General features: G+C 45.2%; 26 protein-coding genes and 1 riboswitch. Of the genes, 14 read left to right on the top strand and 12 right to left on the bottom strand.

Translation table 11 applies throughout. The features are described from left to right. The first annotated feature begins 32 nt into the window (after positions 1-32). Complete coding sequence (locus tag P855_RS0115485) at positions 33-1,022, top strand: LacI family DNA-binding transcriptional regulator (RefSeq protein WP_028784422.1); 990 nt, start codon at positions 33-35, stop codon at positions 1,020-1,022. Between the two features lie 122 nt (positions 1,023-1,144). On the opposite strand, the gene wrbA is transcribed toward P855_RS0115485, so the two are convergent. The 3 genes from wrbA to P855_RS0115465 form a co-directional block, all read right to left on the bottom strand. Next, positions 1,145-1,756, bottom strand: coding sequence for an NAD(P)H:quinone oxidoreductase type IV (wrbA, locus tag P855_RS0115480; protein ID WP_028784421.1), 612 nt, complete (start codon positions 1,754-1,756; stop codon positions 1,145-1,147). A 439-nt stretch (positions 1,757-2,195) separates the two neighbouring features. Continuing rightward, positions 2,196-3,332, bottom strand: coding sequence for a thermonuclease family protein (locus P855_RS21570; protein ID WP_051353252.1), 1,137 nt, complete (start codon positions 3,330-3,332; stop codon positions 2,196-2,198). 254 nt (positions 3,333-3,586) lie between these two features. Continuing rightward, positions 3,587-5,521 (bottom strand): DUF2075 domain-containing protein, encoded by a 1,935-nt coding sequence (locus P855_RS0115465; protein ID WP_028784420.1) that lies wholly within the window; start codon positions 5,519-5,521, stop codon positions 3,587-3,589. A 180-nt stretch (positions 5,522-5,701) separates the two neighbouring features. Between P855_RS0115465 and P855_RS21565 the strand changes: the two genes are divergently transcribed. The 3 genes from P855_RS21565 to P855_RS0115450 are packed head-to-tail and all read left to right on the top strand — an operon-like array spanning position 5,702 to position 7,669. Continuing rightward, complete coding sequence (locus tag P855_RS21565) at positions 5,702-6,985, top strand: GNAT family N-acetyltransferase (RefSeq protein ID WP_051353251.1); 1,284 nt, start codon at positions 5,702-5,704, stop codon at positions 6,983-6,985. A 25-nt stretch (positions 6,986-7,010) separates the two neighbouring features. After that, the gene (locus P855_RS22140; RefSeq protein WP_152526247.1) at positions 7,011-7,205 is read left to right on the top strand and encodes a hypothetical protein; all 195 of its coding nucleotides are present in this window, start codon (positions 7,011-7,013) and stop codon (positions 7,203-7,205) included. 20 nt (positions 7,206-7,225) lie between these two features. Then, positions 7,226-7,669, top strand: a complete 444-nt coding sequence (locus P855_RS0115450) for an SgcJ/EcaC family oxidoreductase (protein WP_028784419.1) — start codon at positions 7,226-7,228, stop codon at positions 7,667-7,669. 62 nt (positions 7,670-7,731) lie between these two features. Here P855_RS0115450 and P855_RS0115445 read toward each other — a convergent pair whose 3' ends face one another. The 3 genes from P855_RS0115445 to P855_RS0115435 all read right to left on the bottom strand — a co-directional run bounded on the left by P855_RS0115445 (position 7,732) and on the right by P855_RS0115435 (position 9,257). Next, positions 7,732-8,622, bottom strand: coding sequence for a fructose bisphosphate aldolase (locus P855_RS0115445; protein WP_028784418.1), 891 nt, complete (start codon positions 8,620-8,622; stop codon positions 7,732-7,734). A 312-nt stretch (positions 8,623-8,934) separates the two neighbouring features. Next, entirely contained in the window at positions 8,935-9,060 is a 126-nt protein-coding gene (locus tag P855_RS22565) for a DUF6254 family protein (RefSeq protein WP_235062658.1), read from the bottom strand. Positions 9,061-9,062: 2 nt separating this feature from the next. Continuing rightward, positions 9,063-9,257 (bottom strand): hypothetical protein, encoded by a 195-nt coding sequence (locus P855_RS0115435; RefSeq protein WP_028784417.1) that lies wholly within the window; start codon positions 9,255-9,257, stop codon positions 9,063-9,065. Between the two features lie 203 nt (positions 9,258-9,460). On the opposite strand from P855_RS0115435, the gene P855_RS0115430 reads away from it, so the two are divergent. From P855_RS0115430 to P855_RS0115420, 3 genes are all read left to right on the top strand, one after another. After that, positions 9,461-9,793, top strand: coding sequence for a DnaB-like helicase N-terminal domain-containing protein (locus P855_RS0115430; RefSeq protein ID WP_028784416.1), 333 nt, complete (start codon positions 9,461-9,463; stop codon positions 9,791-9,793). Positions 9,794-9,941: 148 nt separating this feature from the next. Beyond that, the gene (locus P855_RS0115425; protein ID WP_028784415.1) at positions 9,942-11,039 is read left to right on the top strand and encodes an NAD(P)/FAD-dependent oxidoreductase; all 1,098 of its coding nucleotides are present in this window, start codon (positions 9,942-9,944) and stop codon (positions 11,037-11,039) included. Between the two features lie 273 nt (positions 11,040-11,312). After that, positions 11,313-11,507: a DUF378 domain-containing protein gene (locus tag P855_RS0115420; protein ID WP_028784414.1), complete on the top strand. Its 195-nt coding sequence runs from the start codon at positions 11,313-11,315 to the stop codon at positions 11,505-11,507. Between the two features lie 107 nt (positions 11,508-11,614). On the opposite strand, the gene P855_RS0115415 is transcribed toward P855_RS0115420, so the two are convergent. Further along, positions 11,615-11,965 (bottom strand): DoxX family protein, encoded by a 351-nt coding sequence (locus P855_RS0115415; protein WP_028784413.1) that lies wholly within the window; start codon positions 11,963-11,965, stop codon positions 11,615-11,617. A 101-nt stretch (positions 11,966-12,066) separates the two neighbouring features. Further along, on the bottom strand, positions 12,067-13,188 hold the full coding sequence (locus P855_RS0115410; RefSeq protein WP_028784412.1) for a M14 family metallopeptidase: 1,122 nt from the start codon (positions 13,186-13,188) through the stop codon (positions 12,067-12,069). Between P855_RS0115410 and P855_RS0115405 the strand changes: the two genes are divergently transcribed. From P855_RS0115405 to aceA, 5 genes are all read left to right on the top strand, one after another. Then, a complete protein-coding gene (locus P855_RS0115405; protein WP_028784411.1) occupies positions 13,187-13,387 on the top strand; it encodes a hypothetical protein in 201 nt (66 codons plus the stop codon). The genes P855_RS0115410 and P855_RS0115405 overlap by 2 nt on opposite strands. After that, positions 13,362-14,711 carry a dipeptidase gene (locus tag P855_RS0115400; protein WP_028784410.1) on the top strand — a complete coding sequence of 450 codons (1,350 nt, stop codon included), beginning with the start codon at positions 13,362-13,364 and terminating at the stop codon, positions 14,709-14,711. The genes P855_RS0115405 and P855_RS0115400 overlap by 26 nt, the downstream gene beginning before the upstream one ends. Before the next feature lie 44 nt (positions 14,712-14,755). After that, on the top strand, positions 14,756-15,127 hold the full coding sequence (locus tag P855_RS0115395) for a YbaN family protein (RefSeq protein ID WP_028784409.1): 372 nt from the start codon (positions 14,756-14,758) through the stop codon (positions 15,125-15,127). Positions 15,128-15,460: 333 nt separating this feature from the next. Further along, positions 15,461-15,583 (top strand): hypothetical protein, encoded by a 123-nt coding sequence (locus tag P855_RS22675; RefSeq protein ID WP_268744496.1) that lies wholly within the window; start codon positions 15,461-15,463, stop codon positions 15,581-15,583. A gap of 146 nt (positions 15,584-15,729) precedes the next feature. After that, the gene (gene aceA / locus P855_RS0115385) at positions 15,730-17,025 is read left to right on the top strand and encodes an isocitrate lyase (protein WP_028784408.1); all 1,296 of its coding nucleotides are present in this window, start codon (positions 15,730-15,732) and stop codon (positions 17,023-17,025) included. A gap of 154 nt (positions 17,026-17,179) precedes the next feature. Here aceA and eutH read toward each other — a convergent pair whose 3' ends face one another. Next, entirely contained in the window at positions 17,180-18,256 is a 1,077-nt protein-coding gene (gene eutH / locus P855_RS21125; RefSeq protein ID WP_037986117.1) for an ethanolamine utilization protein EutH, read from the bottom strand. 268 nt (positions 18,257-18,524) lie between these two features. Further along, positions 18,525-18,707 (bottom strand): aspartyl-phosphate phosphatase Spo0E family protein, encoded by a 183-nt coding sequence (locus P855_RS0115375; RefSeq protein ID WP_028784407.1) that lies wholly within the window; start codon positions 18,705-18,707, stop codon positions 18,525-18,527. Positions 18,708-18,871: 164 nt separating this feature from the next. Next, positions 18,872-18,975, top strand: a riboswitch (SAM riboswitch). A 153-nt stretch (positions 18,976-19,128) separates the two neighbouring features. On the opposite strand from P855_RS0115375, the gene P855_RS0115370 reads away from it, so the two are divergent. Further along, positions 19,129-20,241, top strand: a complete 1,113-nt coding sequence (locus P855_RS0115370; protein ID WP_028784406.1) for a 5-methyltetrahydropteroyltriglutamate--homocysteine S-methyltransferase — start codon at positions 19,129-19,131, stop codon at positions 20,239-20,241. A gap of 73 nt (positions 20,242-20,314) precedes the next feature. Here the strand turns inward: P855_RS0115370 and P855_RS0115365 are convergent, their stop codons facing one another. Beyond that, on the bottom strand, positions 20,315-21,388 hold the full coding sequence (locus P855_RS0115365; RefSeq protein ID WP_028784405.1) for a PRK06851 family protein: 1,074 nt from the start codon (positions 21,386-21,388) through the stop codon (positions 20,315-20,317). Between the two features lie 128 nt (positions 21,389-21,516). Between P855_RS0115365 and P855_RS0115360 the strand changes: the two genes are divergently transcribed. After that, a complete protein-coding gene (locus tag P855_RS0115360; protein ID WP_028784404.1) occupies positions 21,517-21,900 on the top strand; it encodes a VOC family protein in 384 nt (127 codons plus the stop codon). Here P855_RS0115360 and P855_RS0115355 read toward each other — a convergent pair whose 3' ends face one another. After that, positions 21,901-23,010, bottom strand: coding sequence for a GerAB/ArcD/ProY family transporter (locus P855_RS0115355; RefSeq protein WP_028784403.1), 1,110 nt, complete (start codon positions 23,008-23,010; stop codon positions 21,901-21,903). Between the last annotated feature and the right edge of the window lie 12 nt (positions 23,011-23,022).

The following is a 23,022-nucleotide window of genomic DNA, read 5'->3' as shown; positions in this document are numbered from 1 at the left end:
GACAGTGCTGCGTGATTGGGGGGGAGTATTAGATGGCGACAATTAAAGATGTAGCGAAACGGGCAGGAGTTGCTGTGTCGACAGCATCCTATGCCCTTAATGGGATAAATAAAGTCAGTCAGGCAACCGTCGATAAAGTGCTGAAAGCGGCACAGGAATTGAATTATCAAAAAAACGGTATCGCTTCCGACCTGAAACGGACGAAGACCAATACGATTGCGTTGATATTAAGCGATCTATCAGGTCCGTATTTTTCGGAACTGATCAAAGGCGTACAGGACGTCACCACATCGAACGGATATGATCTGATTGCCTGCAGTTCGGTAGGCGGAGATAAGTCGACTGCGACGAAGTTTTTGCGGGAGAAGCGTGTCGACGGAGCGATTGTACTCGCAATGAATATCAGTACCGAAGCCATTAAAGCTTCGGCACGGGAAGATTTTCCGATTGTAGTGCTCGATCGGGAAGTGGACAATCCCAATGTAATCCACGTGGAAGTCGATAACCAGCAGGGCGGCTATGATGCGACGAAACATCTACTGGATAAAGGTCATCGCTCGATTGCTTATGTCAGCGGCCCATTGGCTTCTCATGATAGCATGGAGCGGTTCAAAGGCTATAAAGCTGCGTTAGCGGCTTCCGAAATCCCATATCATTCCCGCTGGAAGATCAACGGTGATTTCACCAGAGAAGGCGGCTATCGGGCAACCCGCACCTTGATCGCCCAGCAAAATTTACCGGAAGCTATCTTCTATGCTAACGATGAAATGGCCATCGGCGGACTGCAGGCCTTTTCAGAAAAAGGAATTCGGGTGCCGGAAGATATTTCTATCATCGGGTTTGATGATATTCAACTAGCGGCATACGTACATCCTCCGCTCACAACAGTAAGGCAGCCGAAATACGAAGCGGGATCGCTCTCCGTCCATCTGATTTTCCAGATGCTCGCCGGTGAATCGGTCGATCAGACTTATAAACTTGCAACTGAGTTTATCGAACGTGATTCTGTGAAAAGCAGATAAAAAATGCCTGGTTCCTATTGTACTGCATTATCAGCAAACAAGGATCCAGGCATCTTTATATTATCTGGTGCTCAGGTGAGTGAATTTGACGTCCGCACCTGGGTACTCTGGCTACTTCTAAATTATTGAATTCCTTTTTTCACCCAGTCGGCAACAGTGACGGTACGTTTTGCCTGATGCTTGACTGCGCCTTCTACATCTTCGACCATATTACCGTCCTGATCCACGGATACACTTGTTCCATATGGGTTTCCGCCTGCACCGAATAGTACTTCATCGGTGTAACCTGGAGGAACGATGATCGCGCCCCAGTGCATCATTGATGTATACAGAGCCAACAAAGTTGCTTCCTGGCCGCCGTGGGGGTTTTGCGCAGAAGTCATACCGCTGACGACTTTGTTGATCGTCTTGCCGCTTGCCCAAAGGCCGCCCTGTGTGTCAAGGAATTGCTTCATTTGCGATGGCATGTTGCCAAAGCGTGTCGGGATGCTGAAAATAATGGCGTCTGCCCATTCGAGGTCAGCGGATGTCGCGACAGGTACGTCTTTTGTTTTTTCGACGGTTGCTTTCCAAGCTTCATTAGCCTCAATGACGGATTGCGGTGCCAGTTCCTCGGCTTTTAATACTTTTACTTCGGCCCCGGCTTCTTTTGCTCCTTCTTCCGCCCACTTGGCCATTTGATAGTTCGTTCCACCCATTGTGTAGAAAATGACAGCTAATTTTACGTTTGACATTTCTTCCATCTCCTTTGATTTTCCAAATAATTTATCTAAAAATCCCATGTTTAACACCTTCCTGCCTGTACTTTAACTGGCTATCCTTAAGGCACACCTCCATAAAAAAATACAACTCATTCACTTCTTTTCTTCTTATGCCCAAATGGAGGAAGTTTATTAAGAAATAGTATTTTGAATTCAAGATATATAGCGAAAAATAAAACACCCATGTAGAGGTGATTATCATTTATCTCAAATTCAAGATAATCATATCTCGAATTTGAGATAAAGTCAACTGGTTGTTATTTGATTTTCTCTTTTGGAAGGGTCAAATTGCCATGATGAGTGTAAATAGAATTTTCATTCTTATAAAATAAAAGTGCCCATGTCCCCTGCATGAACTACCCCCACCATTTCTGGATAAAAATAATAACGCAGTGAGACGGGCACTTTTCATTTAAGGTAAACTTTCACATACAACCCCGTCTCCGTCATGACCGTCGAGGCGGTACGGATCGGATCCAGGGCCTCCAGCTGCTTCATAAAATGCCTGGGCTTCTGCCTGGGTGTCGAAATCACCGCAGTCACGATCCGGTCCATTCGGGTCGTATTTCAAACCTGAGGAAGAATCGCTGCCGCCAGCATTTCCGGCTGCCCCGGAGTCATTGTCGGAATCAGATTCGCCGGACGGTGAACCGCCTGAGCTTCCTGAGGAAGACGCTCCGGCTGCGAACCCGTCACTCATGACGTAACCGTCAATGCTCCAGATACCAATTCCTTGATTGCGGGCGCGCGTTTCCGCCTGTTTCAGCCGGTTCTGATATTTATAAGGCGGGTCATACACATAGGCATAGCGGGCGAGCCCGTTCTCGAGCAGTTTTTCATTGAACAGTTCGCCGTTCACCCAAAGATAGCCGAGCAGTCGGCCGTAATGGTCGCGCTTCGGTCCATCGGTTTCATATTTAACTTTTGTGCCGGGCTTCAGCAGTTCTTTGGCAAAAGCAGATGCTTCCGGGCCAAATTTCTGTTTAACACCGTGTACTTCCGGTGTATCGACAAGCAACAGCCGGACATCTTCTTTTGTGCCTTTATAGTTGATTTCGATGGTGTCTCCGTCGACGACGTGGCTGACTGTAGCATTTGTATCCGGGCTGTTGTCCTGCTGTTTCGAGGTATTATTCTCAGAAGGAACGAATTTATCTTCCTTACTACTGTTGTTTTTCTCTTTTGATGAGCTCCCTGTATCATTGGAACTGTCATCGGCTGCTGGACTCTTATCTTCAGCTTTTTTATCTGATTTTGCAGAATCGGAATCACTTGAGGTGTCTGCTTGATCGTCGGACGGATCTTCTTTTTTTGCTTCTTTATCGTCTGTTACCTTGTCTTCCTGGGACTCTTCGGTCGTTTCGTTTTCCTCGCTGTAGGTCATATCAAACAAGGTCATGCTGATGATGAAGGCGAGGGAGTAGATGAGAAGCACACGCTTACGAGTCTGCTTTTTATTCGACCAGAACAATGCGCGTTTTGGCGAGAACAACCCGACGACCATAAGAATGAGGGTCGCGAAGGCAAGCAATGCAAATAATGTATCCACTGTACGTAACCTCCCCCTAGTAAAATCTTACACTATCATTCTAAGGAAAATGCTGGATTTTTCAAGAGGAGAAGATTGGGAACGAGGGAGGGGGAAGGACATTTTAAAAGAAAACAAACTACGTAGATCATTAACTTACCATTAATTGGAATAATAGCTGTCTCCTGGAGCATACCTAAAACAATGCCTGCTCCCGCTAATTCAAACAATGGGGCAGGCATTTTTGAAGGAAATTATTACTTTTCCAGACAATTTTATTTATACCTTTCCTTATCTTCAGCAACCTTATCAAAACTACCAGGTGACAAATCATTATAAAGTACTGTTTTCTTCAAACGTGACTTAAAATACTCATTCAATGCTGGATCGACACAGTAAATAAAACAACCCTTTTGCCCTCGCGTCATTAACGTCCGGTAAGTGTTACGGATGATTTCATCGGCAACTTTCTGAGCTTTCACCGGATCTTCTTTAGCCATTTTTTTAATCCCTTTTAAAGACTGATCGGAGCGGGCGCGTTTGGTGTAATCGGTTTTGATATATCCATCTTCATAGTATAAATCTGGACCAATAATTACTCCGACATAATCAAACTCCAGTCCTTGTGCGGTATGGATGCATCCTGCCTCACTGACAGAATTCTGGTCAATCGCCCAGATGCTATCCTGCAGGTTCCAGCTGATTTCGAATTCATGCTCTGGGATGGTGATGTCTTTGAATTCAGTGTTTCTTCGTTCTTTTGTCGGCCATTCCCAGCAATACCCTGCCAGCATACGGGATTTATTGTTTACCTTGTTTTTTTCTTCAATTTCTCCGAGCATCCGGTGAGGGTTATCGAAAACCTGAAAGTCATAGTCGACACCATAGTTATGGGTGTTTGCTGTGTCACGAATCTGAAGCACGTCTTCCAGCCAGGCGATGTAGGCATCCGAGCCATCACACCGGAATTGGGATATCAGTTTGCCGGTAATTAACTCTGCATCAAATTCCTCGGTGTATTTTTTTATTAAATTCATGCTGCCGATATCTTTCAAGGTTACCCGCTGCTTTTCATCAATGAAGAAAAGGGTGAACTTAGATGCTTTAATAAGCTCTTTGACCTGATTTTCGCCCTGGTTTCCGTAAAACCCAGACTTTTCATTTAACCTGTGCGTTTCATCAACGACGATGACGTCGAACTCGTTAAAATCCGAGTTGGTGAAGCTCCCGGATCCTTTGAACAGGTTATCGATTTCAGTTTTCTTCAACGTGCCCTTCAGTTTCGAGGCGTAAACTTCCCTGGGAGCAGAATTTTTGGAGACATAAAGAGTCATCAAATCCTGGTTGATCAGGTTAACCAGTAAATGGACAGCCATGACGGATTTCCCGGTTCCCGGTCCGCCTTCGATGACCATTACTTGCTTTTTATCTTCTTTCACCGCATTTAATGCCAGATGATAGGCCTCCTCGTAAAATACCTTCTGTTCATCTATCATAAGGAATTCCTCATTTCCCTCCAGCATGCTGCTTAAGGAATCCTGTAGTGATTTTGATGGCCGGATTCTGCCATGCTCGATCTGATAGATTAGTTGATTTTCATCGCCTTTGCGGATATATTTTTTAATAAAATTGCGAAGTTTCTGGATCTCACCTTTTGTAAAAACAGGGGCCTTTGTCAGATGCTCCTCATAGTGATTATCGGTTAGTGGATCATCCATTACTTTTCGATAATTATGAAGATAAGCACAGGGATTCAGCTTAATGTGCTGTTCCTGGACATTTTCGTTGAAGCCTTCTATTAATGCCGCATAAGACCAAGCTTGATAAGAAGGGTGGGTGACTGATCTTCTCCCACCACCTAGATATGTATCGATTAAAGCGTCTTTTCCTTCGACCTTTTCCACATCAGACCATTGTTTCAATTCTACAATTACCACATGGTCCTGAGACCCGCTGTTTCCTGCCACCAGAAAATCCACTCGTTTGGAGGTATTTGGTATGTTAAATTCAATGGCAACGGAAGAATCTTTAGGAATATCTCTATCCTGCATGACATTGGACATACGCTGGAGGGAATTTTCCCATGATAGGATTTCACTCTTTGATGTCCTGCCAATCTTTTCTTGATAAGAGTTATACAAACGTTCTACCAAGAGTTCATTAGTGACATCTGATATGAATTCTGTTTTGGATGCCTCGTAAATAATCATCTAAACCCTCTCCTTATTCAAAAATAGAGGTAATCATTTTTCCGTGTCGAAAGAATTATATATTAAGCTTACCTTATTTTCCCACCTGTTTGTAGAAAAGTAAATTCAATTAAAGCGGTGATAGCAATGTGATTGTTGAGTTCAGCCAGCAGATATACTAACTCAGGAGGTTGTCATAAAATGATTGAAAAAGTTATCTTCTCCCCGGAAGAGGAGTTTCGGGAGAGAGCGGTGAAGGTTTTTGAAAAGCATAAAACTAAAATTCAAAATAAAATACCGGAAGCAGAAGTCTATCATGTTGGAAGTACAGCCGTAACAGGCTCGCTGACGAAAGGGGATGTCGATCTTCAGGTGCGCGTCACTCAGGAGGGTTTTGACGAGGCGAAGACAAAGTTGTCAGAGCTGTATCCAGTGAATACAGGCAGTGATCAAACGTCTTATTTCTGCGCTTTTGAGTTTGAAGAAGATGTGCTGCCGGTGGGGTTCCAGTTGACGGTGAAAGGCACTTCCGTCGACCACTTTCAGCAGATGACACGATTTTTCATAGAAAAACCGTCTTACACCGAACAGTATAATTCTTTGAAAAAGCGGTATGAAGGAGCGGACATGGAGGCGTACCGGAAGGCGAAGGCCGCTTTCCTAACGGATGTATTGGAAACGCCGTCCTATCAGGAAATCGCTGATCGATTTGCGGTTTACGATAAAGTTAAGTTTGTGGAAGGGGAGCAGTACGTGACGGTAGAGGATACCAGAGATCTGACGGATCAGGAGATGAAAAACCTCGTCACTCACTTACAGAAAGATCCGTCTTTCGATTCTAAGGAAATGACGCTCCTTATCCCTAATAAATTTAATGTTAATATCGAATCTTTTTTAACAAACCATGGCTTCCGGTTGCACGATGAGAACGTCATGGTGAAAAAAGCATGGAATAAGGAAACGCGGCAACCACACTATTTTGACACAGCCTCTCTCCATGATATCCCGGAAGAAGCGTTCAAGGATATTTGGGAACAGGCAATGAGTCAGTCGTTAAACGCACCTTCTTCTCTCGACATGGACGGGCATATGCAAAGTGTCAAAGACGAGCTTGGCGAAGATTATCAGAGCTCCTGTCTGGTTGCGTATGAGGACGGCCTTCCCATCGGAGTTGTCATGCCGCATATTGAACCGGGCACAACCGATGAAGGAAGATTGTTTTATTTTGGCCTTGTACCGGAAGCGCGTAGTCAAGGGAAGAGTAAGCGACTTCACCGACAGGCACTTGGTCTATTAAAGGAGAAATTTGGTGCCTGCTATTACATCGGTTCTACAAGCCGGAAGAATGTTCCGATGCTCAAGACCTTCGAAGCGAATGGCTGCACGGTTATAGAGAGGAACAAGGTATATAAGCGGGTGAGTACTGCGGGTAAAAAAATAGATAAAGGGGAATATTCAAAATGCAAAACAGCTGTCTTTTGCTAATAAATCGCTGTTTCTGGTCGTCAATATGCTGGTATTGGGAGTTTATGCGTTTATTGTCAGCTATTACTTCCCATCTCATGAGACAAGCATCTATACGTTTATCGGTTCGATCGTGCTCGTGATGACGTTTTTATTAGGGTATACCATGAGAATGTGGGGAAGGAAAGAACATGTCGTGGACCGGCGCACGGTTGAAGGGCTGGTTCGAAAACTAAAATAAAGCGGGACAGGGGATATGTTATGGAAAATAAAGAACAGCAAGTAAGAAAACTATATGAGCAGCTGATTTCTGCCTGGAACCGTCGTAATGCCAAAGGGATGGCGGATTTATTTTCGAAAAATGGCGAGAGCATCGGTTTTGATGGCAGCCAATCCCAAGGGCCTGAAGAGATTTTTTCTCACTTAGACCCTGTATTCAGGGACCACCCAACGGCTCCTTACGTTACTAAAATAAAAGAAATCCGCTTTCTCGGAGAGGATATCGCGATTGTACGAGCAATAGCAGGAATGGTTCCGCCTGGGGAGTCGGATATTAAGCCAGAGGTCAACACACATCAAACCTTGCTGCTTTCTTTCCAGAATGGCAAGTGGAATATTGAGCTTTTTCAAAATACACCTGCTCAATTTCATGGCAGACCGGAGCTGGTAGAAAAAATGTCAGCTGAATTGAGAGAATTACTGTAATCCTATAGCCGTAAAAAAGTGCCCGTCCCCTTGATGGCAGGGGGCAGGCACTACGTTTTTCCTTATTTCTTATTTACAGACGCATCATAGATGCTATCAACCGCTTGCTGCAGCTTCTCGTTGAACTCTTCGTCAGACTGATTGGCATTCAGGTCTGCGGCGAGTGCGCGGGAGAAGCTGGCGATCAGACCGTCGTTTTCTTTCAGCTTTTCGTTCGCTTCGTCGCGGGAATAGCCGCCGGATAGTGCTACAACGCGAGCGACGCGTGGATGGTCGATCAGTTCCTTATACATATTAGCCTTCGTTGGGATGGTCAGCTTCAGCATCACGTTCTGGTCATCTGTCAGCGCATCGAGCTGCTTCAGGATTTCGTTTTTCAACATGGCTTCACATGTCTCTTTATCCTTACTGTTGATATCCACTTCTGGTTCAATAATCGGAACAAGCCCGGCTGCGATGATTTGTTTACCAAAATCGAACTGCTGGTCAACGATTGTCTTGATCGCTTTTTCGTTCGGTTCATGGACGACGGAGCGCATCTTGGTACCGAAGATGTTACGCTCATTGGCACGGCGCAGCGTCTCATCAAGGTCAGGAATCGGCTTCATCAGCTGCACGCCATTTTCTTTATCCGCAAGTCCTTTGTCGACTTTTAGAAATGGTACGATACCTTTACTTGCAAGGTAATCAGCAGTGTACTGCCCTTCGATTTCACGGTCCATCGTTTGTTCGAACAGGATAGCGCCAAGAATCTTGTCAGAACTGAAGGCAGGGGACGTGATGATTCGCGTCCGCATCTGGTGGACCAGGTCGAACATTTCATCTTCGCCGGAATAAGAATCCTCCGGTACACCGTATGCCGCCAGTGCTTTTGGCGTACTGCCACCGCTCTGGTCCAATGCCGCAATAAATCCTTTGCCGTTTTTGATTTTGTCAAAATGGGTGTTGTTCATACTTACCACTCCTTTTAATAGCATTCGTTATTACATCCACCTATACTCTTCCCGTTATCCGGCCATCTATAACACAGGTTGGATGTGCTGGTTCCATTTTAACATGTAAATAACTTAATTGTTTTCCACTCTGTTTAAAAGAAGAAAATGTCTACGGTAAAGCCCCTTCTCAGTTCTTCTGAAATTTTGGGAGTGTATGCGGTAATGAAATAGGAGGGCGTGCTTTAGCCAAGGTAATTATTCCTGTTCAGATATGGAATGAATTCATTGAAAAAAATAGGACCAGACACCTTAGCGACTGGTCCTGGTTCTTTATTGGTCATTATTTTTCTTGGCTTCGTCAGCTATTTCATCGAACGATCTCACTTTTCCGTGGGGGTTTTGTGCATGCTTTCTGGCTTTCCATTCCCGTTCTTCTTGTCGTTTGGATTTTGTCATTGTCATCGCTGCTCCTGTTCTTTATTAAGATCATTGCTTGCTTTGTTGGACTTTCTTGCTCGTTTGGCCTTCTCTTTGTGTGCCTGATTTGCTTTGGCACTGCCGAATTCCTTGGAGAATTCGGTATCCGTTTTGCTCGAATCAAAGCCTTGTTTATTTTTTTGCTGCGGATCATTTTTCTTTGTGCGTTTCGCCATGTTTTTGCCTCCTTTTTTGTTTAGTATGAAGTAAAAGGAAGCGCGATATTCCGGTGGCAGCCATAACGGGCGTTAGCAAAAAGAACCATCCTGCTTTGAGAAGACTCCCTCTATAATTTAATCATCTAAAAAATACAGCACCCCATCCCGTTTTATTTCGATTATAAAGATGGAAGGTATCTAACCGATAAGGGGGATAGAAGATGATACATAATGACGAAGCAGAACAGTCGGTCTTAGGAGCAATTCTCCTGGATGGTACACTGATGGTGAAGTCGAAGCTGAAGATTGAATTTTTTCAATCCCATTGTCACCAGAAGATTTTTGCGGCGATTGCTAAAATTCATGATCATAGTGAGCCAATAACATTAGTAACCGTAACGAAAGAACTGGGAAAAGATATACAGACAGTAGGCGGTGTTGGATATTTAAGTAAACTGGCCGCTGCAGTTCCTACTTTAGAAACCTTCGAACAGCAACAGCAACTTGTGCTTGAGGCTGTTTGTTCCCGCAGGTTTAACAATAACCACCCATGACTCTTAATTTAAAGCGGAAAAGTTAAGCCGGGAAGGGCGGTCACCGGTTCAGGAAAGTATATGACTTGCGAGGATGTTTGAGTAAGGCTTTGTCCTCAAGTATAAATTACTTCTCCTTACAAACACTAGGGAAAAAGGGGGGAATGTTATGAAAACAGCCATTATCGGAGCTGGACTTGCCGGACTTTCCTGTGCCTTGACGCTGGAAAAACACGGCCATACTGCTGATATATTTGAGCAACGAAAGGAACCGGGGTTTGGATATAACATAGCAGAATTGATGACGCCTATTCTTCACGCTCCCATCAATGATGCGGTGAAGTTTTTTTCTGAAACGCATGATATTCATTTAAAGCCGACGTACAATATACAAAAGATATATGCTCACTCCGAAAACGAGTCTGCCTACGTGGAGGGAAATATCGGGTTTGTTAATATGCGGGGCAATTATAAAGAGTCTTACGAAAAACAATTAGCCGAACAACTGGTGCATAGTAAGGTACATTATGATCAACATGAGACTTATGAAGCCATTTCCAAATCGTATACCCATGTCGTGTTAGCGACCGGTGATCCTCAGGATACCCAGCAAATCCAGCCATATGAAATAGCACTCAAATCCACATTTGCCGGGGCAATCGTCAAAGGTGATTTTATACGAAATGAGGTACATACCTGGTTCAATAATGATTTTGCACCGAAAGGTATGGGCTACTTGCTTCCTCATTCCAAAACAGAAGCGACGCTGGTGATCGTCTATCCTCAGTATGAAGAGGAATGGGTAGAAAAGCGAAGTGAATTCTGGGCAGAGATGTTAAAACAGGCTTCACGGACGCTGAACCAGGACATCATTGTAGAAGAAGAATTTACGATAAAGGATTACATGGTTGGAAGGTGCAAGTATCCACGTATCGGCAACACGTTCTTTGCCGGAAACTGCTTTGGTGCAATCACCCCGTTTTTAGGTTTTGGACAAACGGGCTCTATCCTTAGCGGGATATACGCAGCGCAGGATATTTGTGGGCTTGGAGATTATGAAACGCTTTGTAAACCGCTATATAAAGATTATGATGATTCTCTGGTACTGCGCAGAGCAATTGAAAGCCTGAACAACCATCAGCTGGACCTGGTAACAAAATCACTCCACAATTCGATCGTAAATAAGATGGCCACTCAGCCGAACAGGAGTGTGCTTAAAGGTCTCAGCCACTTGTTGAAACCGTTTATGATGAAGGAATTAAAATAAAGGCATATCCAGCAAAACAGCCCCACTGCTATGGAATGATAGCGGAAGAAACAGCTTTGCAGAAACAGGGACTATGTCATAGACAACAAATCTTCTGCCTCTTCTATTCTCTAAATTTAATACGCACAATTTATGGACTTGGCGAAAGCCAAGTTTTTTTGTTACTTTTTAAAAAAACTAACTTTTTGGTTATAAAAAGGTTTTACAAAATCATAAAACGGTTATACAATAACTATACAATAGTTAAACAAATATAGAGAGGCGGAAATGTAAATGAAAGGTTTAAACATGGCAGCACTTATTCTTATTATTGTGGGCGGTTTGAATTGGTTATTATTTGGTTTGTTCCAGTGGGATCTGGTCGGGGGTATTTTTGGAGGAATGGACAGTCCGATTGCAAGAATTATTTACGTCGTGGTAGGTATTGCAGCCATCTATTCTCTGACGCTTTTGAAAAAGGTGAAGTAAAGGAAAAGCAGGCCGTATCCGGACATCCGGATACGGCCTGCTTTTTAAATGCTGAGATTCATTTCCAACATAAAAAAGTCCATTCATAGGGACTGGATTGTTCATTCTTATGGATGACTGCGAAAAAGGATAACCAATAAGCCTAATAAGACAATATCCAGCCTGGCGCTGAACAAAGCATGTACAAATCCGCCATGCAAAGCTGGTATTTTGGTCAATATAATCGCAGCAATAATGATGAACATTAAGATCATCGTCGCATATTTTACATATCTGCCCATAATCAGCAGGATGCCGGCAATCAGCTCTGCAGTAGCAACCGCGTACATCAATTGCATCGGGCTCGGCAGTCCAAGGTTTATAAACACACTCCCCATCTCGGAGTTCAGCAGCTTCATCAGTGCAGATATAATGAACACAAAAGCAACTAAATAACGGATCAGTTTCATTGTCGTCATCGCCTGTCCCCCTTTGTAAGAGACTATGCAAGCGGGTGACAGACAATGACTATCGTTTGGGGTCTATTGACCGTAAAAAAACAGAGCTGAGCGCAGCCTTGTTATATTATTTCTTCTTTTTTCAAGATGGATTCTATACCAAAACGTCCTTCTTTCAGAACTGCTTCCCGCCATGCTTGTTCTTTTGGATAGAACATTGCTTTGAATTCATCAAGAATCCATTGCCGGTCTTCTTCTTTTTCTGCACCCTCCCAGTAAAGCCGGTTTTCGAGAACAATCGTTGTGAATTCTCGTAATTCGGCCTTTTTGCCTTCTCCGAAGGTGCCGAACTCGAATAATGCGGAAAAAAGTTCGGTGTCTGGATATTCTTCCTTCTGAAGCTTATGAAAATGGTTGGTGGAGTCGCCTTTTACCTTTTTCGGCGTGAATTTTTGAACATTTTTCATGCCATAAAAAGATTTCAGTTCATCTTCATCTCGTTGATCATGCTCGGATGCCACCATCGTGATTTCATTGGTCGGTCCAAGTGCGGTGTGCCAGTCCATGTGGATGACTTTCAAATACTCGGACAACAGTTTACGCTGCATCTTTTTTAAGAAAGCGGCCGATTCTTCTTCTTTATTTCCGCCGAAATAGACGCCTTTTTCGAATTCGAACTGCCCCATGCCTTTCGCTTCTTTGATAGCGCTATATCCTTCCTTCGCTAATGCTTTTGTCAGCTGGGCGTGGAGTTCGTTTTTATCTTTTTTCAAATCAGTGATTTTTCCGTTCGGTAAAAAGAGTTCACTCTCTTTTTCGTAATATTTGTTTACATCCTCCGGTACAGAATTTTCGTCATATAGCTGGTTACGGTTCAAATCGACGTTGTTTTCGTTGACACGGCGGAAGTTCCGCATTCCCCATGGGTTGAGCCCATGAATCAGACAGATCCCCGTCGTTTCCGGGTCCATCTGGTGCAGATATTCATCAACAAATAAACGAATGACCGCTGCGCCGGCATATCCTTCGATGCCGTGCTCACCTGAGGTGAATAACAACACTTTATCCTTGGAAGAACGGGCGTCAGCGTAAATCATATCAATCGTATTATCATCACCCGTTGATATGGGTTTGCCAGTCAGCTCGGCTTCTGGCCATTTTTCTTTTATTTTATCGAGATGGCTTCGAAATACATCACGTGACTCTTCGTAACTGTCAGGGAAATAGTGCAGAGGTTCGCTCATGAATGATTCATCCTTTCCATTATTTTTCTTTCTTTATTTCCACACTGAGGGAATATCAAACTACGGGCCTGTAAAATTGCAGGGTTTTATAGCCATGGGAAGAACGTTATTTTGTGAAAAAGTTGAGGGTCTTGATTATAATGGGATTAAGAAAACCATAGGGAGGTTATACAGTGAAGGAGAAGGTTCAGGTACATAAAGATGCATTTTTACAAGAGTTGGAGGAATTTTTAAAAATTCAGAGCATCTCTGCGGTTGAGGCTCATAAGGACGATGTAAAAAAAGGAGCGGAATGGGTCGCAGGTGCGCTTGATAACATTGGCATGGAGCATGTTGAAATAATAGCAACCGATGGACATCCGATCGTTTATGGCGATTGGCTCCATGCAGACGGGCGTCCGACGGTACTCATCTACGGTCATTACGATGTCCAGCCTCCGGAGCCGTTAGAATTATGGGAAACACCACCGTTTGAACCTGTGATCCGTGATGGCAAAATTTTCGCCCGCGGGGCAACCGATGATAAAGGTCAACTGTTTTTGCATATCAAAGCGTTGGAATTATTGAAAAAAGAGTATGGCACCTTACCTGTAAATGTGAAGTTTTGCATCGAAGGAGAAGAGGAGATTGCCAGTCCGAACCTTGGACCTTTCATTGACGCCAATGCGGATAAGCTTGCGGCAGATGCCGTACTCGTTTCCGATACCTCTTTTATTGAAAAAGGACAACCGGCGATCTGCACCTCCCTGCGTGGGGCGCTGGCGATGGAAGTGGAAGTGAAGACCGCCAATTCCGATCTACACTCCGGTGCTTACGGGGGAGCAGTCCCGAATGCTTTGCATGCATTAGTGCGTCTGCTTGATTCCCTCCATGAAGCGGATGGGAAAATTGCCGTCGAAGGTTTTTATGAAGGTGTGCCCGAGCCGACGGAGCAGCTTCGGAAAGAGGTGGCGGAAATTCCTTTTGACGAAGAACAGATGAAACAGGAACTGGGGCTGGATGCGTTATTTGGGGAGTCCGGATTCACCTTTCATGAGCAGACCGGCATCCGCCCGACGCTGGAGATTAATGGAGTGACCGGCGGCTATCAAGGGGAAGGCATCAAAACGATCATTCCAAAAGAAGCAAGTGGAAAAATCAGCTGCCGGCTGGTGGGAGATCAGGATCCACAACAGGTATACGAATTGATTGGTAAGCATTTAGAGAAACACAAGCCTGCCGGTGCCCATGTGACGACCAGGCAATTCATCCAGGCAAAGCCGGTTGCCCTTGATTCCCGGAATCCGATGATCCAGAAAGCAGCCGATGCCTATGAAAAAGTTTACGGAGTCCGTCCGCTGTTCCCGAAAGAAGGCGGCTCAATCCCGATTGTCGAAGTTTTCGCAAGGGTATTGGAAGCGCCGGTAGTCCTGATGGGGTTCGGTCTCCCGACGGAAAATCTGCATGCACCGAATGAGCACTTCCATCTCGCTAATTTTGAAAAAGGTATCGAAACGATCTGCGAATACCTGCAATCTTTCTAACCACTGTAATAGTACAGAATTCATCTTAAAGGCGTGTCGTAGCAATGAATATGATTTTACGCATTACCCTTATCGTTTCCGGGTTTATTACATTAGTTCTCGGTATAATCGGCATCATTCTGCCGCTGCTGCCAACGACACCATTTTTATTGCTGTCGGCCGCCTGTTTTGTCCGAAGCTCTGAGCGGCTGTATCACTTGCTGATCACGAACAAATGGTTCGGGAAGTATATCCGTGATTTCCGCGAAAAACGAGGCATCCCGCTGAAAGCAAAAATCATCGGGGTGGTCGTTTTGTGGGTATCGATGCTGTCTTCTGCCTTCTTGTTCGTGGAATTCTGGGTGATCCGGGTGCTGATGATTATGATTGGCGCCTTCTTCACTTATGTGATGCTGTCATTCAAAACGCTGAGATAACAAACGTAAACGCTGCTGTTTACGTTTGTTTTTTTGTGTGTTCTGCCTTTTCTCCGCTATCTTCTTCCCCAAGGGGCATACCTTCCGCCCTGTCTCAAAAATGTTCTGACTTATCCCAATTAACTTATTCCCTAACGCAGGCATGTTCTTACTTGACGCCGATCTGCATTTAGTAGATAAGATTTTCCTGTGAAAAAACACCTATATAATAGACTAAAGCACTAATTCATAAAAAATTCTGAAAAAACAGTTGCATTTTTTGACCAAACTATATAGACTGTATCATAACAGTTAAACAAATTTAGTTTCTGTATTATAAAAGGAGGAATTAACATGAGAAAACAGAACGAACGAAACAGTGGTCATCATTGCCCGGAGTGCGGTACACCAGTAGGAGATCACAGCGCGATTTATTTTATGGAATGTGAGCACTGCCTGGCTAAGAGTGAAGAGTAAATTTTTTTACCGTATCTGTTATATAATACTTTAAATACTAAGGTTATGTATTATAACAAAAGGGGCGGGTATCCATCCTGTCCCGCCCATGAATCTGTGAGCAACATCTTTTATATATAACCATTTTTCAAGGAGGAGTCAGTTTTATGAAACAAGATCGAATCGAGAACCTGAAAGAACAATGGAAACAGGAACGCTGGAATGGGATTACACGACCTTACGAGCCGGAAGATGTCATTCGTCTCCGCGGATCGATGGACATTGAATATACATTAGCGAAAAAGGGTTCGGAAAAATTGTGGAAGATGCTGAATGAAGAAGGTTACGTCCATGCGCTGGGAGCACTGACTGGCAACCAGGCAATGCAGCAGGTGAAAGCAGGACTGAAAGCGATATACTTAAGCGGCTGGCAGGTGGCAGCAGATGCCAACTTGTCCGGTCACATGTATCCCGACCAAAGCTTGTACCCGGCAAATAGCGTGCCACAGGTAGTCAAGCGGATCAATCAGGCATTACAGCGTGCTGATCAGATCCACCATATGGAAGGCAAAGAGGATATCGACTGGTTTGCGCCAATCGTTGCCGATGCCGAGGCTGGGTTCGGCGGTCAATTGAACGTGTTTGAATTGATGAAAGGGATGATTGAAGCGGGGGCATCTGCGGTGCACTTCGAGGATCAATTATCTTCTGAGAAAAAATGCGGCCACTTAGGCGGAAAAGTATTGCTGCCGACGCAGACCGCCGTGCGCAACCTGATATCCGCAAGATTCGCAGCCGATACGATGGGTACACCAACTGTGATCATTGCCCGGACGGATGCTAATGCAGCAGATATGATCACGAGCGATCTGGATCCATATGATGCGGAATTCATGACCGGCGAACGGACAGCAGAAGGATTCTTCCGCACGAAACCAGGTATTGACCAGGCGATTTCCCGCGGCCTTGCTTATGCTCCTTATGCCGACTTGATCTGGTGTGAAACGTCTGAGCCGAACCTGGAAGAAGCACAGCAGTTTGCCGACGCTATCCACGAACAGTTCCCTGGCAAGCTTTTGGCTTACAACTGTTCGCCATCATTCAACTGGAAAAAGAAGCTCGATGACGAAACGATCGCCAATTTCCAGAAAGAGCTTGGTAAAATGGGCTACAAGTTCCAGTTCGTCACCCTGGCAGGTTTCCATTCCTTGAACCATGGCATGTTCGAACTGGCACGCCAGTACAAAGACCGTGGCATGGAAGCTTATTCCGAGCTGCAGCAGGCTGAATTCGCCAGCGAAGAACACGGCTACACCGCTACCTGTCACCAGCGTGAAGTCGGTACCGGCTACTTTGATGAAGTAGCCCAGGTGGTGTCGGGCGGAACATCATCGACGACGGCATTGAAAGGTTCCACCGAAGCCGATCAATTTACAGAACGACAACTGTCTCATCAAAAATAATCAGCAAAAGGGTGCCGACGATCGCACCCTTTTTTAATGTGCGATTTCGTTGTAATTGTGCGATCGTGGCTGCTAATCGTGCGAGTTTGCCTTTTAAGTGTGCGACCTCGGCTGTTAAACGCGCGACTTCATCCCATAGTCGTGTGTCCGGCATTCACACCGTAGTTTTCAACGTGAATAGTGCCAGGGCGATCGCGCTGAACCCACTGACAAGTTTACCGACAATCATAGCGAAAACCATCTCCTGATTGACTCCGGCGACAAACCCTAAATGACCCCCGAATACAAACGCACCGCTGACCGCAAACGCAACATTGATGATTTTTCCTCGCGGTTCCATCTCTTTCAGCAGCGCAAGCATCGGGATGCTATGGGCGAGTGATGCGATCAGGCCGGTTGTAGAGGTTTCACTGATACGAAGCCAACCACCGACCTTCGCTAAGTATTTATCAAAAGCGCGGGAGATGAATGCGACCATCGGAAAGGCGCCAGCAAGGAAGATAGCGAGTCTGCCAACGATCTGAATTCCTTCATCGAGGGGCGTCAAATTGGGAATGACGACGATTCCGGTCAGGGTTTCCACTGCGATGGCGGTCAGCCCTATGATCGCTAAAGCTTCCACTCCTCTGCCGAACACCGAGAAACCGGTAATCATTGCCGAAGGTTTTTTCCATAATCCGAAAGCAATCACTAGGGAAATTAAAATCGCAGGTACCAGGTTTATAAGAATAATAGTCTTATCGAGCCCCGCAACCATCGCGCCTGTAAAAGCACCGACCGGGACTGTGATCAGCCCGAGGAGAATGCCTTTGGCGAAGTACGGATGATCCTTTTTTTCGATAATTCCAAGCGCGACGGGAATGGTGAACACGACCGTCGGCCCCATCATGGTCCCGAGGAAGACCCAGGCGAATAACTCAGCATCGGGGTGCTGTGACATCTCGGTGGCGAGCGAGTAGCCCCCCATGTCGATAGCGAGAATCGTATTTGCGAATGTGGCCGGGTCGGCCCCTATCAGACCGTAGACCGGAGCGACCACGGGCGTGAGCAGGTTGGCAATTACAGGGGCAAGGGAAATGATACCGACCATGGCGAGTGTCAGAGAACCCATCGCCATGAATCCTTCCGAAAAGCGTTCCCCCAGACCGAACCGGTTACCGAATATTTTATCGATAGCTCCTATACAAAGGAACGCGATTACGATCAGTATAATGATATCGTTGATTCCCATCGACCATCTGCCCTTTCGTTTCAGTTAATTCCTATCATAGTAGAGGAAGGGGCAGAATAGAAGACTAAAATGAACAAACTAATATTTGGTGCAGCGTCCTTTTGACATGGTGAAAAATGTGCTTTCTTAAAGACATTGTATATTTAATGATTCGTGAGGATATTGATAGTTTTCTGGTGACGAGGGCACCTTTGTAGTGAAAATGATAGGTTGGAAGTCATATGGACAGCGTATGCTGCCTTCCCTATGGCCTTTTGAGAAAGCACCCTTACTCAAAAGTCAGCTCTTTCGATTGCTTGAAGCTATTGGTGTAACGGGTGTATTCATTCAATAGTTCATCTAAGTATTGAGATATTTTTACGAGTTCCGGGTAGTGGGGTTCTGTTATATACAAATGGTACATTTTTTGTCTTTGTTCTTCAATTTTTCGTTCCAATTCGGTTTTTTCCATCTTTTTCCCTCCATTTCGTTACATCATTCGTCAGTAAATATTTCCAAACGGGGGTGGAAAAAACTTCAAATTGAAGCAAACGAAAAATTTTTTGTACGGGTTTATTTTTTCTTGTATAGCTGATATGATTACTAGCATACTAGTTTCTGAAAATTGGATAAACATTCTTATCAAGAGAGGTCGAGGGTATGGCCCGGCGACGCCTCAGCAACCTGTATCATACAAGGTGCTAAATCCTGCGAGTTCCTATGAACTTGAGAGATAAGAAGCGGCGAAGTCATCACAAAGTCTCTTCTTATTGGAAGAGACTTTTTATTTTTATACTTTAAGAAGTTTAACTTGTGAAAGTATAAAAAGACTTAGGCTTTCGTCTAGTACTGGGCTATAAGCCGATTTTTCTAAGCAGAGGAGAGGATTAGAAATGGCAAAAACAAAAACAGCGACAGCACCATTCCGCGGCGACCATGTGGGGAGCTTTCTTCGTCCGGATCGATTGAAAAAAGCACGCCAGCAAAGGCAAAACGGGGAAATCTCTGCAGAAGAACTGACGAGAATCGAAGATGAAGAGATTATTAAGCTTGTGGAGAAACAAAAAGAAGCAGGGCTCCAGTCGATTACCGATGGGGATTTTCGCCGTGCCTGGTGGCATTTTGATTTTCTCGAAAATTTAGTCGGAGTTGAAGGGTATGAGCCCGAATCCGGCATTCAGTTCAAGGGTGTGGAAACCAAACCCCATTCTGTGCGGGTCGTCGATAAGGTGGATTTCAATGATAACCACCCGATGATCGAGCATTATAAGTTCCTTCATTCCCTTGTAGGGGAGGATCATACGCCTAAGTTCACGATTCCAAGTCCGAATATGCTATTATTCCGCGGCAATATCGATAAGGAAATCTATGAAAATGAAGCTGCATTGCTGAAGGACCTGACAAAAGCCTATCAAAAAGCGATCCAGGCCTTTTACGATGCCGGCTGCCGTTACTTGCAGATCGATGATACGTCATGGGCAGGATTTTTCTCGGAAGAAGGACTGCAGATGATCCGCGATCGTGGTCATGACCCGGAAAAATTGCTGGGACTGTTTGTCCAGGCGGTCAATGAATCGATTGCTGAGAAGCCGGATGACCTGGTGATTACCATGCATATTTGCCGGGGTAATTTCCGCTCAACATATACAGCGTCCGGCGGCTATGATGCGGTATCGGAGACGATTTTCAACGAACTGGATGTGGACGGACTGTTCCTCGAGTATGATGATGAACGTTCCGGCGGATTGGAGCCGCTTCGCCATGTAAAACGCGATGACCTTCGTATCGTGCTTGGCCTGATTACCTCTAAAACTGGCGAGCTCGAAGACAAGGACCGCGTCAAAGCGCGAATTGCGGAAGCGTCTGATTATGTACCGTTAGACCAGCTGTGCCTCAGTCCGCAGTGCGGATTTGCATCTACCGAAGAAGGAAATGTCCTTTCTGAAGAAGAACAATGGGCGAAAATCAGGCATGTCCTCGAAATCGCTGACGACGTGTGGAATTAAAATAAGAGCCAGCCACTCGCGATAGTGGCTGGCTTTTGTCGTGCGCTTTTAAATTTTACTCTCTAAACTGCTCTCAGGCCTTTTGTGAGGAGGTGATTTCAGCATTAAGCTGAATTATCAGTTCCTCCACTTTACTGTCATCTGTCGCCGCTGCGTAAATATGCTCAAGCTCATCATGCAGCCGTTTCGCTTCCTGTAATATGGCGATGCCGTTTTTCATATAAGACTTATAGCTGCGATTGAGTTCCATGATAGCGGTCGCGTAGTTTTCGTCCGTCCCTGGTGTGACTGCTTTTTCATAGACATCGACGACTTCGTCTCCGGCTCTGTCAGGAAAATATTCATGGGGGTCGGTGCTGTCAAAAATACAGAACCCCAGTTCACGGATGACCACCATATCCATGCTTTCCGGGTCGAAACCGCAATGATACATTTCGATATCGAAGCCTAGCTGTTCTGCTGCTGCGGAGATTTTTTTCAATAACGTTGATTTTCCAGTCCCCGCCCGGCCCTTGATAAAATAGCGTTTATCCAGGTCCTCGGTAAGGTTTTCGATATAATCCATTACACCTTGTGGAGTAGAAGCGCCAAAGAAGCGATGTTTGACGATAGAGGTCCGGCCGGTTGTTGCCACACCGTGGAAAAAGCTTTCGTTAAGCTCGACAGCCAGCTGGTTCGCTTTGGCAAAATCCATCTGATTGATGTATATTTCCTCCAGGCCATCGTGAATATGCAGACCGGTCGCAAAGGAAGCGTGTGCAGAGGAAAATTCGTTTTCTATCTTTTCTTTCAAACCAAGAATTTCATCTTCCTGATTGACCAGCTGATCTGTATCAATGGCAGTATCTACATCGACGTCTTTCCCGGCACTATCGTATAAGTCGCCATCCACGAGACCGATTTTCATTTCCGGTAAAATGACACCGTCCAGTTCCTCAGGGTCTGATGAACGATGAATCAATTCGATTGCCATCCCTGTTTCCTGAAATGTATCTGCCAGCTGCTTCATAATCTTTGATTTAACAGCTGGAGAGGTTCCATTCAGTTTATATACCAGGCCGGTATCCTGAAAACAACTATCATACAATGTGTAAAAGCCTTTTGCCGTATGGTCACCGGCGAAATAATGACGTACGTTTCCCTTCACATTAACACGCTCCCCGATTAGTCTCTTTTCCCTGTATAATAAGCTATGCAAAATGTAGTTATGGGTGAGTGTCTAGAAGGATTCTGCATTAATCAGTCGAAGTAGTAATGGAATGGAGGAGGATATTCATGCGCATTTATATTACCAGTGTGTTTGTGAAAGATCAGGCAAAGGCGCTGCAATTTTACACCCAGGTGCTCGGGTTTGAGAAGAAAATGGATCTGCCGGCTGGAGATTTTCGCTGGCTGACGGTTGTATCCCCGGAAGGATCAGGGGATATCGACTTATTACTGGAGCCGAACCTTCATCCAGCGGCAAAACAGTACCAGGAGTCGATATACCGGGAAGGGATACCGGCGGCGTCTTTTGCTGTAGATGATATCTATAATGAATATGAACGCCTCGAGGGGCTGGGTGTGAAGTTTACCACCAGACCGACAAAGATGGGGAGCTCGATGGTCGCCGTCTTTGACGATACGTGCGGCAATATGATCCAGCTTGTCCAGGCTTGATCACTTACTGGTTTTCAATACTTTATTTCTGATAAAGGCGACCCCGATCAATAGAACAGGCAGGATGATTTGCAGTGGGACATGGACATACAAAGGTACGATATCCAATCCGATCTTCACGTGTTTCACATAATCATGGCTGATCATATAAGTAACAGCCATAAGAACGATGCCAGCCCCGCTCACGAGCCAAATGCGCTTGGAACGGGGGATATGCAAAGTTTCATGCAGGCCGATGATGGCGGCGTGAAAAAATAGTGCAATTTTAAAAAAACCGAGAATGATCATGGTGATGATGATCAGGGGGTCCATCCGCTGGATAATGTCCTGGATATTGACGAGTGAGATCGTTTCCAGCAGAGGTATCGTCAACAGTTTGGCTGCTTCGGCTCCATGCACAGCTAAAATCGTCACCTGAGTCACGGTCAGCATCACACCGCTGATAATGATGCCGGCAATACCAATGCTTGTCTTTTTATCAGGAACAGCAAGGTAAGGGAAAAACATCATAAATACGATCAGTTCACCGAATGGAAATGTCATCCCCTGGGGGAAGACGGTCGTCAGGATCGGCTCCCAGCCTTTATCCAGGATAGGCTGCAGATTTCTGAAGTCCGGCAGGCCATCGATGTAAACAAATAAAAGGAATAAGGTACTGAAAAAGATGACCCAGGGGAAAAATGTTTCTGCCGTTCTGGCGATCACTTCAATCCCAAGGCAGGAAGCGACAACGACCATCAATGTGAAGACACCGGCTACTACAATAAGAGGGGTCAGTCGCAATATGGTCATCTGGATGAGGTTGCTGAAATCACCCAATACCCTGGCGGCAATATAAAAAAAGTAGCTGATGTAGACCAGCGCGATCAGCCGTCCGATGAACGGGCCTGTGATTTTACATACAGCTTCTGTCAGGGTGAGGTCCGGGTGATAGCCGGCTAAATAGGTGAATAATAAGTAGAGCACGATTCCTGCCAGCATACTTAAGAGAATCACGATCCAGGAACTGCCCCCTGCCTCATACGTGAACCCAAGCACGACCGCACTGCCAAGTTCAAATAAGAGAATCATAATAAAGAATTGGAGTCCATTGATTTTTTCTGTCCCCATCATTCAACTTCC

Origin of the sequence: Thalassobacillus devorans MSP14 (assembly GCF_000496835.1) — a bacterium.
GTDB lineage: Bacteria > Bacillota > Bacilli > Bacillales > Halobacillaceae > Thalassobacillus > Thalassobacillus devorans_B.
Note: the sequence above shows the minus strand (reverse complement) of the source record. Positions and strands in the feature narration are given on the sequence as shown.